We start from the raw sequence: 14,526 nt of genomic DNA, 5'->3' as shown, positions 1-14,526 counted from the left end.
ATGCCCTGGACGGGCGGCACGTGGCGGGCCGCACGGGGGCGGCGGCCGCGCGGGGTCAGTCGGAGAAGTCCTGGGTCAGCCAGACCGTGCCGGCGGCGTCGCGGTGGACGGCTATGCCGACGTGGGTGAAGCTCTGGCTGAGGATGTTGCGGCGGTGGCCGTCGTTCGGCGGCTTCTCGTCGAGCATGCTCTGGGTGAGCGAGACGGCCATGGCGGCGATGTCGGCGGTGCCGGTGCCGACCGGGCCGCCCTGCCCGATGTTCTCGCCGGCGGCCTTCCAGTGGACACCCTGGGCGGTCTCGCGCTGGCCGACGGCCGGCTCGCCGGAGCACTGGTGGGACAGGCCGCAGCCGCCGGCCATCAGGTCGTTGTGGGCGGCGGCGCTCGCGCCCAGCCCACCGGTCAGCGTGTACGGGGCGAGGCCCTGTGCGGCGCGCGCCTTGTTCATCAGGGCGAGGACCTGCTGGACCTCGTCCCCGCCGGTGGTCGACCCGCCGCCACCCGCACCCGACCCACCCGAACCCGACCCGGCGGCGGCGCCGCGTCCCGTCCCCGACCCGGCCGCCGCCGACCGCGAGGCGGCCGGGGTGGCCGGTGCCGCGGCCGAGGAGCCGGCGGCGGAGGGCGTGGCGGTCGCCGAGGAGGCGGCGTTCGGGTCGCCGCCGTCCGGCGTCGGCGTGCCGGATCCCGTGGGCCCGTTCAGGGTCAGCCCCGCGGCCACCTCGGCCGCGTCGGTCCCGGTCCCGCGGCCCGTGCCCGACGGGGACGAGGGCCAGGCGACGAACGCGACGGCGGCGGTACCGGCCGCGACGACGAGCACCCCGGCGGCAGCCGCCCGCCGGAGCCGGGTCGCCCGCGGGGCGGCGCGGTGGGGGCGGGCGGGGCGGAGGCGCCGCGGGCCGCGCTGGTGGAAGCTCATGGGGGCATACCTCTGGATCGGGGCGTGGGTGGGCGAGCCCCGGTGCGCGGCCGACCGTACGGGTCGGGCACCGGGTGGCGTGGGCGTGCCTGCCCGGTGCACGAGGTCCGGGAGGCGCGCGCCGAGCCCCTGGAATCCGTGGCCCGGCGGGCCGTCAGGAGCTCTCTGCGACAGCGAGCATAGGTCGCCGACCTGGCCGAAAAGGCCGCTCGGACCGATCTTTAGGAACGGCTAAGAATGCCCGCAGCCACCGCTTCGGAACGGCGCGTCGACACCGTTTCGGCACCGTTTCGACAGCGGGTCCGAGCGCGGATCGGACGGCGGGTCAGAGCGCGGTCTCGCGCACCGAGGACTGGGCCCGCGGCACCACCGTCGAGGTGATCTGGGAGCGGTGGTCGGCGCTGGTGAAGGTGACCACCAGGGTGTGCGGGTCGCTCTGCGCGGTCTGGGTGGTGAAGCCGGGCGCGGGCAGCGCGGAGATCAGGCAGACGGCGTTCGCCCCGTACCGGACCGAGACCTGACCGCCGGTGGACTTCACGGTGTACGCGCCGGGGCCGCCCTGGCAGCTGGTCGGGTGCTCGGTGTCCTGGCCGGTGGACGGCTGCTGGCTCGGCGTGGCCGCCGGACGGGGCTTGGCACTCGTGGCGGCGCCCGCGCCCGGGGAGGTGGCGGCGCTCGCGGCCGGCGTGCCGGCGGCGCCGGCCGACGCGGTGGGTGCGGCGGCGGAGGCGGCGGGGTCCGCCGTACCGGAGACGGCCGCGCCGATGCCGTCGGCCGCGGTCCGGACCGTCGGCGGGACGCCGGTCGTCGAGTCGACGACGAAGCCGACCGCGAAGAACACGGCGGTCACGGCGAAGGCCGTGCAGCAGATCCAGAGCAGCAGGTAGCGAGCGAGGCGGGGCACGGGGGCCATCATTCCTGATCCGCTACGGTGTCCCCCATGGCCAGCGTCCTTGTCGTCGAAGACGAGCCCGGGATACGCGCCTCGCTGATCGAGGTGCTCACCTCCTACGGGCATGTCGTGCGCAGTGCGGGCGACGGGTTCGGCGCCCTGCGCGAGGTGACCCGGGCGCCGCTGGACGCGGTCATCCTGGACCTCGGGCTGCCGGACCTGGACGGCGCGGACGCGCTGCGGATGATCCGCGGCATCTCCCAGGTGCCGGTCCTGGTCGCCACGGCCCGCGACGACGACGCCGAGATCATCGCGCTGCTCGACGCGGGCGCCGACGACTACCTGGTGAAACCGTTCTCCGGCGGCCAGCTGGCGGCCCGGCTCGGCGCGGTGCTGCGCCGTTCGACCGCCCCCGGCCACCTGGCGGCCGACCCGGTCCGCGGCAGCGGTGCCGCGGCGGCGGAGAGCATCACGGTGGGCGGCCTGCGGATCGAGCCGCTCGGCCGCACCGCCGTCCTCGACGGCGTCGAGCTGCAGCTGACCCGCCGCGAGTTCGACCTGCTCGCGTACCTGGCCCGCCACGCCGACCAGGTGGTCTCCAAGCGGCAGGTGCTGGCCGACGTCTGGCGCGAGCCGTACGTCGACGACCAGACCATCGACGTGCACCTGTCGGCGCTGCGCCGCAAGCTCGGCGAACGCGGCTCCCGGCCGCGCTACCTGCGGACCGTGCGCGGCGTCGGGATCAAGATGGTGACCCCGGCGGCCGGGGCGTGAGACGCTCGCTGGCGGGCGTGGCACTGGCGGTCACCGCGATGGTGGCGCTGGCGTTCCTGATCCCGCTCGGGGTCCTGGTCTCCGCCCAGGCCCGCAAGCAGAGCACCACGGCGGCCGAGCAGCGCGCGGCCGCGCTGGCGCCGGTGCTCGCCCTGACCACCGGCACGTCCGACCTGACCCAGGCGATCTCCAGCCTCGACCCGGGCGACGGCCTCGGGGTGCGACTGCCCGACGGGCGGCAGCTCGGCGCCTCGCACGCCCCGCAGCAGCTGGTGGAGCGGGCCATGCGGGACGGCGAGTCGATCGCCCAGGACGTCCCCGGCGGCTGGCTCTACCTGCAGCCGGTGGTGCTCGGGCAGGACCGGACGGCGGTGGTCGAGGAGTTCGTGCCGCAGGCGGATCTCACCCGCGGGGTGACCGCCTCCTGGGCGGTGATGGCCCTGCTGGCGGTCGGCCTGATCGGCGGGTCGGTGCTGGTCGCCGACCGGCTCGGCGCCCAGGTGGTCCGCTCCTCGCGGACCCTCTCGCGGGCCTCGGGCGCGCTCGGCGGCGGCGACCTGGAGACCCGGGTCGAGCCCGGCGGCCCGCCCGAACTGCAGGACGCCGGACGCGCCTTCAACGCCATGGCGGACCGCATGGTGAGCCTGCTGGCCACCGAGCGGGAACTGGTCGCCGACCTCTCGCACCGGCTGCGGACACCGCTGACCGCCCTGCACCTGGCCGCCGACCGGATGGCCCCCGGCCACGACGCCGACCGGATCACCACCGCGGTCGCCCAGCTGGAGGACGAGCTCGCCTCGATCATCGCCGCCGCCCGCACCCCGCTGGCCACCGGGCCGATGGGCCGCGCACTCGACCCCGGAGCCGACCCCGGGGCCGCCACCGGCCGGCGCCGCACCCCCGCACCGGCGCGGGGAGCCGCGGGCACCCCGGCGGCCGCACCGCGCACCGAGGCAGCGGAGACGGTCCGCCACCGGGCGGCGTTCTGGGCCACCCTCGCGGGCCACCAGGACCGGCACTGCGAACTGGAGATCACCACCGAGGACACCCCGGTGGACCTCCCCGAGGACGACCTGGTCGCGGTGGTCGACTCGCTGGTCGGCAACGTGTTCCGGCACACCCCGCCCGGTACGCCGTTCGCCCTGCGGGTCGAGCGCAGCGCCCACGGCGTCGAACTCTCCGTCGAGGACGCGGGGCCCGGCATCACCGACCCGGACGGCGCCCTGGCCCGCGGCACCAGCACCGGATCGACCGGCCTCGGCCTGGACATCGCCCGCCGCGCCGCCACCGCCACCGGCGGCACCCTGCGGATCGACCGCGGCCCGCTCGGCGGCGCCCGGATCACCCTGTCGCTCGGCCTCGCCGCGGCGACCGCCACCGGCGCCCGCGGCCGCCGGCGCGGCGCCCGCGCATCCGCCCGCCGCCACCGCACCGCGCCGCCGGCCTGAACCGACCGGCGGCCGACCAACGGTCAGCGCAGCACGAGCAGGTCGAGCGAGGAGGTCAGGTCGGTCGCCGTGCCGGCCTCGACCGCCGCGGCGATCCGCCGCCTGCCGTGGGCGAACTCCTCGTCCGTGAGGCTCCGCATCAGGGTGTCGGCGGTCCTCAAGGTCTCGACCCGGTCCAGCAGTTCGGCCAGGCTCGCGATGTCCCGCTGGACCACCGGCTCCAGGGCGATCGGCGTGAACCCGGCCGCGGCGAACGCCTCGCAGGTCCGCTCCACCGACGGGTAGGTGTCCAGCAGCCGGGCCGTCTCCGGGAACCAGCGGACGATCCGCAGCCGCTCAGAGCGGCCGGCGAACGCGTTGCGGATCAGCACCGGCGCACCGGGGCGCAGCACCCGGCGGATCTCCCGGGCGGCCGCCGCCAGATCGGGCACGTGGTGGGTCACCGTGGACAGCCACGCGCCGTCGGCGCTGCCGTCCTCCAGCGGCAGCGCCGCGGCGTGCCCGGACCGGACGTCCACGTCGGGGCGGCGCGGGATCAGCGCCCGCATCGCCGCGGCCGGTTCGACCGCGACCACCCGCACCCCGTACCAGTCGCAGAACGCCGTCGCGAACGCCCCGGTCCCGGCGCCGATGTCCAGCACCGTCATGCCCGGCACCGGCGTCAGGTGCCGCCGCACGGCCTCCTCCCAGGCGCGCAGCCCGTCCCGCCGGATCTCCCGGGTCTGCCTGAACGAGGCCGCTGTCGCGGCGTCGTACGCGATCCTGCCCATCACTGTCCCCCTCCGGTCACCGGGCAACAGTCCACCACGCCCGCCGACGCCGCCCTCGAGGAACCGGCCGGCCGGGGGTGTCCCCCGTGCGCCCTTCCCGCTCCCCCTCACGCTCCGTCACCGTGGGGAGTGGGGCGGATCACTCCGGACGCCCGGGCGCGGACGGAACTGATGGTTCGTCAGTCGCGTTCTCCCTCATGACCATGTCCAGGTGACCGGCCGCGGGAGGGGGCACGCCGGTGCGTATGCGCGCAACCGCCGTCGGCCTGCTGGCGGCCCTGCTCGCCCTCGTCCTGCTCTCCGCAGGCGCGGCGGCCGCCGCATCGACTCCGCGGACCGCCGTTCCGGTCGCCGCCGCCGGAACCGAGCACGCCGAACACCAGGAGACCGAACCGGAGCTCCCCGCCGGGGTGCCGCACCGGAGCGGTCCGCGTACGTCCGGGCGCCCCGCGTCCGGCGGCCCGGCCCCGCGGCTTCTCCCGCTGGCGGAGCCGACCGCGCCGACGGTACGCACCCGCGAAGCCGGCGCGCCGTGCGATCGCTCGTCCAGACCCACCGGCGGGACCGCCGCCTCCGTGCACCAGGTCTTCCGCTGCTGACCGTCCCCGGGGCCTTCCCTCGCGACCTCGCCGCCACCCGGCCGCAGGCCGCGTAGCGGCACCGCGCCAGGCCGTTCCCGAGCCAGGCCCCGTCACACCCGCCCGTCCCGACCTGCCGGTCGTGCCGCCGTCACGCGACGGCACCGCGACCGGCCCGGCCGGCGTACCGGCACGTCCGGATCCGGACCGGGCCCGACCGTCGTCCCCTTCCGCCATCGCCCCGCAGAGGAGCCCATGGTGCGCACACTCTCTCCCCCGACCACCTTCCGGGCGGATTTCACCGCCTCCCTCGTCGTCTTTCTGGTCGCCCTTCCGCTGTGCGTCGGCGTCGCCGTCGCCTCCGGCGTACCCGCCGAACTCGGCCTGGTGACCGGCATCGTCGGCGGCCTGCTCACCGGACTGCTGCCCGGCAGCAGCCTCCAGGTGTCCGGGCCCGCCGCCGGACTGACCGTGCTGGTCTACGAGGCCGTCGCCGAATTCGGGCTCGGCTCGCTCGGCGTCATCGTGCTGGCCGCCGGGCTGCTCCAACTGCTCATGGGCGCGCTGAGACTCGGCCGCCTGTTCCGCGCCATCTCGCTCTCCGTGGTGCAGGGCATGCTGGCCGGCATCGGGCTGGTGCTGGTCGCCGGGCAGCTGTACGCGCTGGCCGGGGCGAAGTCCCGGGGCAGCGGCCCGGCCAACCTCGCGGGCCTGCCCGGGCTGCTCGCCGCCACCACGGAATCGACCACCGGCCGGCTGTCGCTCGCGCTCGGCGTGGGCACCGTCGCGGTGCTGGTGCTGTGGCCGAAGCTGCCCGCGCGGGCGCGGGTGCTGCCCGCTCCGCTCGCCGCGGTCGGGCTGGCGACCGCCGCCGTCGCCGTCCTCGACCTGCCCGTCGCGCGGGTCGAGGTACGGGGGCTGCTCGGCGTGGTCGACCCGCCGGAGGTCTCCGGGGCGGCCCTGCTGACCGACCTCGGCGCGATCGCCACCGTGCTCGCCTTCGCCCTGATCGCCTCCGCCGAGAGCCTGTTCAGCGCCGCCGCGGTGGATCGGCTGCACGACGGCCCGCGCACCCACTACGACCGCGAACTCCTCGCCCAGGGCATCGGGAACACCGTCTGCGGCCTGCTCGGCGCCCTGCCGATGACCGCGGTGATCGTCCGCAGCGCGGCGAACGTCCAGGCCGGCGCCAGGACCAGGGCCGCCCGGGTGATGCACGGCCTGTGGCTGCTGCTCTTCGCGGCCCTCCTCCCGGCCGCGCTCGGCGTCATCCCGCTCGCCGCGCTGGCCGCCGTCCTGGTGCACGCCGGGTTCAAACTGCTGCCGCTGAAGTCACTCCGGCCGCTGTGGCGCTCGCACCGCGGCGAGGTCGTGGTCCTGGTGGCGACCGCTGTCGCGATCGTGGCCGTCAATCTGTTCGAGGGCGTGCTGATCGGGCTCGGGCTCGCCGTCCTGAAGTCCGCGTGGGAGACCTCCGCCATCCACCTGGAGGTCAGCGAGACACCGACCGGACCGATCCGCGTCACGGTGTCCGGCAACGCGACCTTCCTCCGGCTGCCCCGGATCCTCGACACCCTGGAGGCGCTGCCCGGCGACCGGACGGTCGAGGTCGACCTCGGCGCCGTCCGCCACCTCGACCACGCCTGCCGCAGTGCCCTCGAGGACTGGGCCCTGCGCCACAACCGGGCCGGTGTCGCCGCCCTCGCCGCCCTCCCCGCGCTGGAGGCCCCGGTGGCCCGCTGAGCCGGACACGAACGGCCTCGGACGGTGACCTCCGCGGACCTCACCGCGCGAGGATCCGCCGGAGCCAGCGCGACCGCGCGTCGCGGGCGTCCCGACTGAGGGCCGCCCGTGGCGCGAGGGTGTCGAAGCCGTGGAACGCGCCGGGCCACACGTGCAGTTCGGCGTCGCCGCCGGCCTGCCAGATCCCGTTCGCGTACGCCACCGCCTCGTCCCGGAACGTCTCCGCCGAACCGACCTCGACGTACGCCGGAGCCAGCCCCGACAGGTCCTCGGCCCGCGCCGGCGCCGCGTACGCCGGCACGTCGGCGGCGCCGTAGCGCTCGCCCAGCACCGCCTGCCACGCGGTGGCGTTCGAGGTCCGGTCCCAGAGGTCGCGGCCGGCCATCTGCCGACCGGAGAAGGTGGCGTCGCGGTCGTCCAGCATCGGGCTCAGCAGCAACTGCCCGATCGGCACCGGTCCGTGGCGGTCCCGGGTCAGCAGGGCGAGCGCCGCGGCCAGTCCACCGCCGGCGCTCTTGCCGCCGAGCACCAGCCGGTCGGCGTCGATGTTCAGCCGATCCGCGTGCTCGGCCGCCCAGAGCAGCCCGGCCCAGCAGTCCTCCAGGGCACCCGGGTAACGCGTCGCCGGCGCCAGCCGGTACTCCACCGACACCACCGCCAGACGCAACGGCAGCGCACACTCCTCCAGCAGCCGCGGCAGCACCGACCGCGCGTTGCCGGCCACCATCCCACCACCGTGCACGTAGTACAGCAGCGGCAGCGGACCGTCGACCCCGGCCGGCCGGGCGCTGACCAGCACCACCTCCCGCCCGTCCGGGTCGGCCGGCACCCGTACCTCCTCCACCGCGAACCGCCCGTCCGCCCGGATCTCCTCCACACTCGGCCACGGCCGGAGCGCGGCGTCCCGCTCCTGCCACTCGCCCAACCGCTCCGGCGTCAGCGGCTCGACCTCCCCCAACGCCTCCAGCGCCACCCCCAACTCCCGATCGAACGGCGGCGCCTGCCCCACCGACGGCCTTCCCTCCACGACACGAACCTCCCCGACCCGACCCGACAGCGTCTCGACCACCCACCTTCCCAGCCTGCCCCACGGGCTGCGCAACCAGCCGCCCGCTCACGTGCGGAGGTGGGGTCGTGCCGGCGACACTGGGATGATGGATCCATGACCAAGCCTCAGATCCCGCCGTTTCGCCTGATCGTCACCGGTGGCGGTACCGGCGGCCACACCTACCCGGCGCTCACCGCCGTACGAACCCTGCAGTCGCGGCTCATGGCCGCCGGGCGGGCCCTGGACGTGCTGTGGGTGGGGACGGCAACCGGCCTGGAGGCTCGGATCACCGCGGCCGAGCAGATCCCGTTCGCGACGGTGGCCACCGGCAAGATCCGGCGCAGCAGCAACCCGTTGAAGCTCGCGTCGCCTGCAAACCTCAAGGACATGGCGCGGGTGCCGCTGGGGGTGGCGCAGGCCAGGTCGATCGTCGCGGAGTTCCGACCCGATGTGGTGCTGGCCACGGGCGGGTACGTCGCCGTGCCGGTGGGGCTGGCGGCGAAGATGTGCCGCCGGCCGCTGGTGGTACATGAGCAGACGGTGCGTCTGGGGCTGGCGAACCGCGGGCTTGCCCGGGCCGCCGGCAGGTTCGCGGTGTCGTCGGAATCGACCCTGCAGTATCTGCCGGAGGCCGCCCGCGACCGGGCGGTGGTGACGGGAAACCCGGTGCGACCCGAGGTGCTGACCGGCCACGCGGACAAGGCGGTGCAGGCGCTCGGGCTGTGGGGCTTCGACCGCTCCCGCCCCACCGTGTACATCACCGGTGGCGCGCAGGGCTCCGCCCAGATCAACGGCCTGATCAGCGAGATCCTCCCGTGGCTGCTCGACCGGGCGAACGTCGTCCACCAGTGCGGACCCGCGAACGAGCCCGAGCTCCGCCGGCGCGCCGCCGAGCTGCCCGCGGACCTCGCGGGCCGCTACCTGCTCACCGGGTTCGTCGGCGGCGAGCTTCCCGACCTGCTGGCCCTGGCCGACGTGGTGGTCTCCCGCAGCGGGGCCGGCACGATCGCCGAGCTGACCGCACTGGGCAAGGCGTCCGTCCTCGTCCCGCTCGCCTCCTCGGCGGGCAACGAGCAGGCCCACAACGCCCAGCACCTCCACGAGGCGGGTGCCGCGGCCGCACTGCTGGGCGAGGTGACCAGTCAACGCCTGCAGCAGGCCGTCGCCCCGCTGCTCGCGGACCCCGGCCGCCGCGAGCACATGGCCCAGCAGGCGCGGGCGCAGGGCCGCCCGGACGCTGCCGAGCGGCTGGTGGACGTGCTCCTGGCCGAGGCGCAAGGTCACTGACCCGACGGCGCGGCCAGGAACCACCTGCCCGGCGCGCCGGTCACCCGCTCACTGATCGCCCATGACCACTCGTCACGTCGGAACCGCTCGTCGAGTGGCCGGCGAGGAGGGCGGGGAGTTCTCGCATGTCGTGGAAGACGGTGGTGCCCGGGCCGTGGAGGCGGTCCGGTGGGGTGAGGCCGCCGGCGTAGCCGAGGGCTCGCATGCCGGCGGCGCGGGCGGCGAGGACGCCGGGGCGGCTGTCCTCGACGACCACGCAGGCGGCGGGGTCGACGCCCATCCGGCGGGCGGCGTGGAGGAAGAGGTCGGGGGCGGGTTTGCCGTGGGTGACCTCGGCGGCGCTGAAGATCCGGCCGGCGAAGCGGTCGTAGAGGCCGGTGCGGCCGAGGGTGTGGCGCATCTTCCGGTGGGTGCCGCTGGAGGCGACGCAGGTGGGGAGGGTGATCGCGTCGAGTGCCTCGGGGAGCCCGTCGACGGGGGCGAGGTCGGTGTCGACGGCTTCGCGGTGGAGTTGTTCGAAGCGCTCCGCCCAGACGGTGGCGGTCCGGTCGCCGAGGCGTTCGGCGACCTGTTCGCGGATGGCGGCGTGGGAACGGCCGATGAACCGCTCGACGACGTCGGCCTCGGTGAGCGGCCAGCCGAGTTCGGCGCCGAGGGCGACCTGGACGCGGGCGGCGATGCGTTCGCTGTCGACGAGTACGCCGTCGCAGTCGAAGATGACGAGTTCCACCGGCTTGATCATTCCGGCAGCATAGGCGCGGATCGCCTGGGTGATCGTCCGAATACCGGTTCTCCGCCTGGCGTGCGGCGCCAGTGGTCGGTACGAGGGGTCGCGGGTTGAATCGTCACCGGACGCCGACCGCGCAGCGGCGTACGCGACAGCCGGCCGGCCCGACCTCCTCAAGCGGGTCGGTCGGCTGCGTCGGTGCGGTAGTAGGTGCTGGGCGCGTGGCCGAGGGCGCGGCGGAACATGGCGGTGAAGGCGCTCGGGGTGGCGTAGCCGAGGTGGGCGGCGACGGTGGTGACGGGGGTGTCGCGGGCGAGGAGTGCCATGGCGGTGATCAGCCGGGCCTGGCGTACCCAGTGGGCGAGGGGGACGCCGGTCGCGGCGGCGAACCGGCGGTGCAGGCTGCGGACGCTGAGGTGGGCGTGGGCGGCCGCGGAGTCGGCGGTCCAGCGGGCGCCGGGGTCGGTGCGAATGGCGGTGCAGAGGGCGAGCAGCGCCGAATCGGTCGGGGCGGGTAGGTGCAGGGCGGCGACCGGGTGGGGTTCGAGTTCGAGGAGCAGCAGGTCCATCAACCGGCCGTCGCGGCCGTCGAGTTCGTAGCTGATCGGGAGCCGGGTGGCTTCCTCGATGAGTTCGCGCAGCAGGGGCGGGACGGAGACGACCAGCGGGCCGGTGGGCAGGGGCGGGGCGGCCGCCGGTTCGATGTAGAGGGTGCGCATGCGGACGGCTCCGGCGCAGGTCATGGCGTGGGTCGTGCCGGCGGGGACCCAGACGGCACGGGTGGCGGGCACCACCCAGGTGCCCTGGTCGGTGGCGACGGTGACGGCGCCGCTGGTGCCGTAGATCAGCTGGGCGCGGCGGTGGTGGTGCGGCGGGATGTGGTGGCCGTCGGGGAGGTCGCGGGCCATGGCGGCGACCGGTCTGGGGACGAGCTGGTAGTCGTCGCGGTCTTCGCTCTTGCCGTGCATTGGCACACTTTCGACAGTGGACGGCGCATCGGCGACAGCATGCCACATCGCTCGGTCCCTAACGTCTCCTCACGTGAGCGAATCCCTGATGCGACCGGGCCGCGGCGGTGCCCGGCTGACCGCGCTGCTGGCCGTGACCAGTGCGGTGACCGCCGCCAACGTCTACCTGAGCCAGCCGCTGCTCGCGGAGGCCGCGGCGTCGCTGAGAGTCCCGGTGGGGACGCTCGGCGCGCTGCCCACCGCGACCCAGGTGGGGTTCGCGGCCGGTGTGGCCCTGCTGGTCCCGGCCGGTGACGCGGTCGACCGGCGGCGGCTGATCACCGTTCTCACCGCGGCGTCGGCCGTGGCGCTCGCCGCGTGCGCGCTCGCCCCGACGGCGTTCTGGCTGCTGGTGGCCGGTCTGCTGCTCGGGGTGGTCTCGCCCGTTCCGCAACTGGTGGCGCCGCTGGCGGTCGCGCTGGCGGGCGGGGAGCGGATCGGCCGGACGGTGGGCACGGTGCAGGCCGGGCTGCTGGTCGGGGTGCTCGCCTCCCGGACGTACGCGGGCGCGCTGGCGTCGGTGGCGGGCTGGCGGGCGGTGTTCTGGTGCTCGTGTGCGGCGACGGTGCTGCTGGCGTCGGCGCTGCGGCGGCACCTGCCGGCGGCTCCCCCGGCGGCGCCGCTCCGCTACCGGACGGCGCTGGCGTCCGTGCCGAAGATCTTCGCCGCCGATCCGCGGGTCCGCCGGATCGTGGTGGCGGGTGCGCTGGTGGGGGTGTCCTTCGGCGCGTTCTGGACGCCGCTGACCTTCCTCCTGGTGCAGCACTACCGCTTCGGCTCCGCCACGGTGGGCCTGTTCGGTCTGGTGGCCGCGGCCGGCGCCGTGGTCTCGCCGCTCGCCGGACGGCTGACCGACCGGCTGGGTGGACGGGCCGGGCAGACCGTCATGATCGGGGCGGTCGCGGCCGGCTGGGCGGTGCTGCTCCCGGGCGGGACGGGCCTCGGCTGGCTGATCGCCGGCACGGTGCTGCTGGACGTCGGGACGTGGAGCAACCAGGTCGGCTGCCAGCAGGCCCTGTTCGCGCTGCGGCCCGCGATGCGGAGCCGGCTCAACGCCTGCTACTTCACGCTGCGCTTCCTCGGCATCGCCGCCGGTTCCTTCGCCGGCACGCTGGCCTGGCAGGCGGCCGGCTGGTTCGGAGTGGCCGGCACGGGCGCGGCCGCCTGCGGCGCGGCGCTGCTGGTCACCCACCTCCCGGACCGGGACCCGGCGGCGGGGCGCAGCCGGACGGGTGGGATCCGCGCCGCGCGGCGTGTGGCCGGCCCGGTCGCCGGCGGGGGCGTGCCACGCTGAGGCGGTACCCCGGTCCGCCGGTCCCGGGGCCCCGGGCCCGCCCGAGCCCACGGAGTCGCCCGCACCTGGCGGACCGCCACCGACCGGAGAGGCGGCAGCCCGTGAGCGTCAAGCCCGTGCCCGACAACTATCCGCGCGTCACCCCGTACCTGTGCGTCGACGGCGCCGCGGCCGCGATCGACTTCTACGCGGCCGTCCTCGGCACCACCGAGCGGGTGCGGATCCCGGGGCCGGACGGTCGGATCGGCCACGCGGAGCTGCAGTTGGGCAACGCGGTCCTGATGCTCGCGGACGAGTTCCCGGACATGGGCTTCCGCGGGCCGAAGTCGATCGGCGGCACGCCGCTGACCCTGCACGTCTACGTCGAGGACGTGGACGCCGTGTTCGCCCGGGCGCTGGCCGCCGGGGCGACCTCGCTCCGGGACGTCCGGGACGAGTTCTACGGCGACCGCACCGGCCAGTTCGAGGACCCGTTCGGCCACCGCTGGAGCATCGCCTCCCACGTGGAGGACGTCCCGGAGGACAAGTTGCAGCGGCGCGCCGAGGCGGCGATGCGCTCCGAGGACCACGGCTCCTGATCCGGCCGGGCGCCTTCACTGCCCGACGCGCACCGGGTACGGCACGAAGGTGCTGCTGTGCTCGTCGACAGCGAGGGGCCGGCCGATGGCGGGGGCGGCCCGCTGGGGGCAGGCGGGCCGCTCGCACACCTTGCAGCCGAGGCCGATCGGGGTGGCGGCCGCCGCGTTGCGCAGGTCGAGGCCGTCGGAGTACACCAGCCGGGCGGCGTGCCGCAGTTCGCAGCCGAGCCCGATGGCGAAGGTCTTGCCCGGGCGGCCCCAGCCGCCGGGTGAGCGGGTGACGGTACGGGCGGTCCACAGGTGGCGGCGGCCGTCGGGCATCGCGGCCACCTGGACGTGGACCCGGCCGGGTGAGGCGAAGGCCTCGTACACGTTCCAGAGCGGGCAGGTGCCGCCGGTGCGGGAGAAGTGGAAGTCGGTGGCGGACTGCCGCTTGGAGACGTTGCCCGCCCGGTCGACCCGGACGAAGGAGAACGGTACCCCGCGCAGCCGCGCCCGCTGCAGGGTGCTGAGCCGGTGGCAGACCGTCTCGTAGCCGACGCCGAAGTGGTCGGCGAGGTGCTCGATGTCGTACCGGGACCGCTCCGCCTCGGCGTGGAAGGCGGCGTACGGCAGGACCAGGGCGGCGGCGAAGTAGTTGGCCAGGCCGATCCGGGTGAGCGACCAGGCGGTGGAGCCCTCCGGGCTGTCCTGGACGGCGAGTTCGGAGAGCAGCGGGTCGTACTCCAGGTAGGCGAGCTGAGTGGCCATCCGGAACGCCTGCTGGCCGGGCCGCAGCCGGTCCGACAGGCTGAGCACCCGGGTGTGCGGGTCGTAGCGGTGGAGCTGCTCACCCCCGGCGGCCACCCGGACCCGGTGCCCGTCGGCCAGTCGTCCGGCCAGCACGGCGCGCACCTCACCGCGCCGCAGCCGGATCGCTCCGGCCAACTCCTCGGCGGCGGTGTCGAGCGCGTGGACGTAGTTCTTGCGGCGGTAGAAGAACTCGCGGACCTGCTCGTGCGGAGTGAGGGTCTCCGCCGCGGGCCCGCGCTCGCCCGCGAGCACGGCGAGCTGCTCGGCGACGGCACGCCGCTCGCGGCTCACCTCCGTCAGCAGACGTGCCACGGCGGGCAGTCGGGCCGCTACCTCGTCGAGGTCGCCGGGGGTGATCCGGCCGCCGGCGATCTCCTCCGCGAGCGACTCCCGGAGTTCGGCGGTGAGCCGGGCGCTGTCCGGCGGGGCGAACCAGCCGGCGTCGACGCCGAACGCCTCGGTCAGCCGCAGCAGGACCGGGACGGTGAGCGGACGGGCGTCGTGCTCCAGCTGGTTGAGGTAGCTGGGCGAGAGTTCGACCAGCCGGGCCATGGCAGCCTGGCTCAGCCCTCGCTCTTCCCGCAACCGGCGCAGCCGCGCCCCGGCAAACGCCTTGCTCATGCGCTCTCCCCGCTCGTCGAACCGGCGAACATGATGCGGCAGCCTAGC

The 14,526-nt window shown here is 75.5% G+C and carries 14 protein-coding genes; 7 read left to right on the top strand and 7 right to left on the bottom strand.

The annotated features are described in order from the left end of the window. Window positions 1–55: 55 nt before the first annotated feature. On the bottom strand, window positions 56–919 hold the full coding sequence (locus FHR36_RS34350; RefSeq protein WP_253803785.1) for a CAP domain-containing protein: 864 nt from the start codon (window positions 917–919) through the stop codon (window positions 56–58). Window positions 920–1,244: 325 nt separating this feature from the next. Continuing rightward, window positions 1,245–1,823, bottom strand: a complete 579-nt coding sequence (locus FHR36_RS34345; RefSeq protein ID WP_253803783.1) for a hypothetical protein — start codon at window positions 1,821–1,823, stop codon at window positions 1,245–1,247. 36 nt (window positions 1,824–1,859) lie between these two features. Between FHR36_RS34345 and FHR36_RS34340 the strand changes: the two genes are divergently transcribed. Together FHR36_RS34340 and FHR36_RS34335 are read left to right on the top strand one after the other, a co-directional pair. Further along, on the top strand, window positions 1,860–2,585 hold the full coding sequence (locus FHR36_RS34340) for a response regulator transcription factor (protein ID WP_253803781.1): 726 nt from the start codon (window positions 1,860–1,862) through the stop codon (window positions 2,583–2,585). Beyond that, complete coding sequence (locus FHR36_RS34335; protein ID WP_253803779.1) at window positions 2,582–4,033, top strand: HAMP domain-containing sensor histidine kinase; 1,452 nt, start codon at window positions 2,582–2,584, stop codon at window positions 4,031–4,033. The genes FHR36_RS34340 and FHR36_RS34335 overlap by 4 nt, the downstream gene beginning before the upstream one ends. 23 nt (window positions 4,034–4,056) lie before the next feature. Here the strand turns inward: FHR36_RS34335 and FHR36_RS34330 are convergent, their stop codons facing one another. Next, window positions 4,057–4,803, bottom strand: a complete 747-nt coding sequence (locus FHR36_RS34330; RefSeq protein ID WP_301331038.1) for a class I SAM-dependent methyltransferase — start codon at window positions 4,801–4,803, stop codon at window positions 4,057–4,059. Window positions 4,804–5,042: 239 nt separating this feature from the next. Here FHR36_RS34330 and FHR36_RS34325 point away from each other — a divergent pair, with 239 nt between their 5' ends. Together FHR36_RS34325 and FHR36_RS34320 are read left to right on the top strand one after the other, a co-directional pair. Continuing rightward, window positions 5,043–5,402, top strand: a complete 360-nt coding sequence (locus tag FHR36_RS34325; RefSeq protein ID WP_253803777.1) for a hypothetical protein — start codon at window positions 5,043–5,045, stop codon at window positions 5,400–5,402. Window positions 5,403–5,636: 234 nt separating this feature from the next. Further along, on the top strand, window positions 5,637–7,124 hold the full coding sequence (locus FHR36_RS34320; RefSeq protein ID WP_253803776.1) for a SulP family inorganic anion transporter: 1,488 nt from the start codon (window positions 5,637–5,639) through the stop codon (window positions 7,122–7,124). Window positions 7,125–7,164: 40 nt separating this feature from the next. Here the strand turns inward: FHR36_RS34320 and FHR36_RS34315 are convergent, their stop codons facing one another. Further along, window positions 7,165–8,151: an alpha/beta hydrolase gene (locus tag FHR36_RS34315; RefSeq protein WP_253803775.1), complete on the bottom strand. Its 987-nt coding sequence runs from the start codon at window positions 8,149–8,151 to the stop codon at window positions 7,165–7,167. Between the two features lie 135 nt (window positions 8,152–8,286). On the opposite strand from FHR36_RS34315, the gene FHR36_RS34310 reads away from it, so the two are divergent. Then, window positions 8,287–9,459, top strand: coding sequence for a UDP-N-acetylglucosamine--N-acetylmuramyl-(pentapeptide) pyrophosphoryl-undecaprenol N-acetylglucosamine transferase (locus tag FHR36_RS34310; protein ID WP_253803774.1), 1,173 nt, complete (start codon window positions 8,287–8,289; stop codon window positions 9,457–9,459). A gap of 40 nt (window positions 9,460–9,499) precedes the next feature. Here the strand turns inward: FHR36_RS34310 and FHR36_RS34305 are convergent, their stop codons facing one another. Then, a complete protein-coding gene (locus tag FHR36_RS34305) occupies window positions 9,500–10,201 on the bottom strand; it encodes an HAD family hydrolase (protein ID WP_253803773.1) in 702 nt (233 codons plus the stop codon). 158 nt (window positions 10,202–10,359) lie between these two features. After that, window positions 10,360–11,154 carry an AraC family transcriptional regulator gene (locus FHR36_RS34300; RefSeq protein WP_253803772.1) on the bottom strand — a complete coding sequence of 265 codons (795 nt, stop codon included), beginning with the start codon at window positions 11,152–11,154 and terminating at the stop codon, window positions 10,360–10,362. A 73-nt stretch (window positions 11,155–11,227) separates the two neighbouring features. Here FHR36_RS34300 and FHR36_RS34295 point away from each other — a divergent pair, with 73 nt between their 5' ends. After that, window positions 11,228–12,487, top strand: a complete 1,260-nt coding sequence (locus FHR36_RS34295) for an MFS transporter (protein ID WP_253803771.1) — start codon at window positions 11,228–11,230, stop codon at window positions 12,485–12,487. 101 nt (window positions 12,488–12,588) lie between these two features. Continuing rightward, a complete protein-coding gene (locus tag FHR36_RS34290) occupies window positions 12,589–13,065 on the top strand; it encodes a VOC family protein (protein ID WP_253803769.1) in 477 nt (158 codons plus the stop codon). Between the two features lie 15 nt (window positions 13,066–13,080). Here FHR36_RS34290 and FHR36_RS34285 read toward each other — a convergent pair whose 3' ends face one another. Continuing rightward, window positions 13,081–14,478 carry a short-chain fatty acyl-CoA regulator family protein gene (locus FHR36_RS34285; protein ID WP_253803767.1) on the bottom strand — a complete coding sequence of 466 codons (1,398 nt, stop codon included), beginning with the start codon at window positions 14,476–14,478 and terminating at the stop codon, window positions 13,081–13,083. Window positions 14,479–14,526 lie beyond the last annotated feature (48 nt).

The organism is Kitasatospora cinereorecta, assembly GCF_024172095.1.
In the GTDB taxonomy this organism is placed as follows: Bacteria; Actinomycetota; Actinomycetes; order Streptomycetales; family Streptomycetaceae; genus Kitasatospora; species Kitasatospora cinereorecta.
The sequence above is the reverse complement of the archived record's forward strand: the minus strand, read 5'-3'. Positions and strand labels throughout refer to the sequence as shown.